1 pseudogene is annotated in these 878 nt (G+C 56.5%); it reads left to right on the top strand.

Going from position 1 to position 878, the window contains the following annotated elements:
- Window positions 1-214: 214 nt before the first annotated feature.
- Window positions 215-878, top strand: a pseudogene (locus ACFOFO_RS26560) (hypothetical protein); the annotation flags it as partial.

Here is an 878-nt window from a genome sequence, read left to right as displayed (position 1 = left end):
GAAGGCTGTTGCGAGACGACCAGATGCCGAGCCGAGCTGCCGATATAAGTAGCAAGGCGGGCGCTTCCAATCAGGATGAGAATTTCCGGAATTTGCTAGAATTTACTTGTTGTCGTGTGGCAACCAGTTCGCCATCGATTCGTCTTACACTTTCCCAAATCGCATCCGCAGGTATAGCCCACCAATTCAATCGAATTCGGCGTCAAATCTTCCCATGATCGACCACAACAATTCGCCTGATTCCAGATTTCCGTGCACGGAATTGCGGCATCTGCTGCATGACGTTATTGTCAATAATGAAATTCCACCCGGTCCGGGGCGCGATGCGGGCAAGGGCAATGTCGCTGATGCCTCGGCGTTTGAACAGGCACTCACGGAAAGCTGGACCGATGTGGGAGCAGTATTTGACGCCGCGGTCGAAACCAGCGGACCACTTGGCGAACTATTGCTGCAGGCAAACAGGATCACACGTGCGCAGCGCGATTTCTCGCTGAACGAGCAGAAGAAAACTGGCGAGCGACTGGGTGAATTGCTGGTTCGGCTCGGCTGGCTAAGCCATGCAGAACTGAATGTGCTGCTAGCGATCCAGCAGCATCGCGGACGTGCGGACAGCCCCCTGCGTTTGGGTAATATCCTGGCGGCGATCGGCGTCATTTCACATCAGACCCTGGCCGATGCATTGATTCAGCAGCAGGTCACGCGCAAGCAGCTGGGCGAAGTCCTGGTGGAACTCTATAATGTGTCGCCAAGTCAGGTCACGAACGGCCTGCGCTTGCAACAAAAGTTGACCACCGCCGCGCTGACCACGCTTCTTTCGCTTGCCGGCACCGCCGCTCCGATGGTCGCCAGTGCCGCCGACCGGACCAATAGCGTCCAGG

It is taken from the genome of Pseudundibacterium arcticum, from assembly GCF_042646465.1.
GTDB lineage: Bacteria > Pseudomonadota > Gammaproteobacteria > Burkholderiales > Burkholderiaceae_D > Undibacterium_A > Undibacterium_A arcticum.
This window is presented reverse-complemented; position numbering and strand designations above follow the sequence as displayed.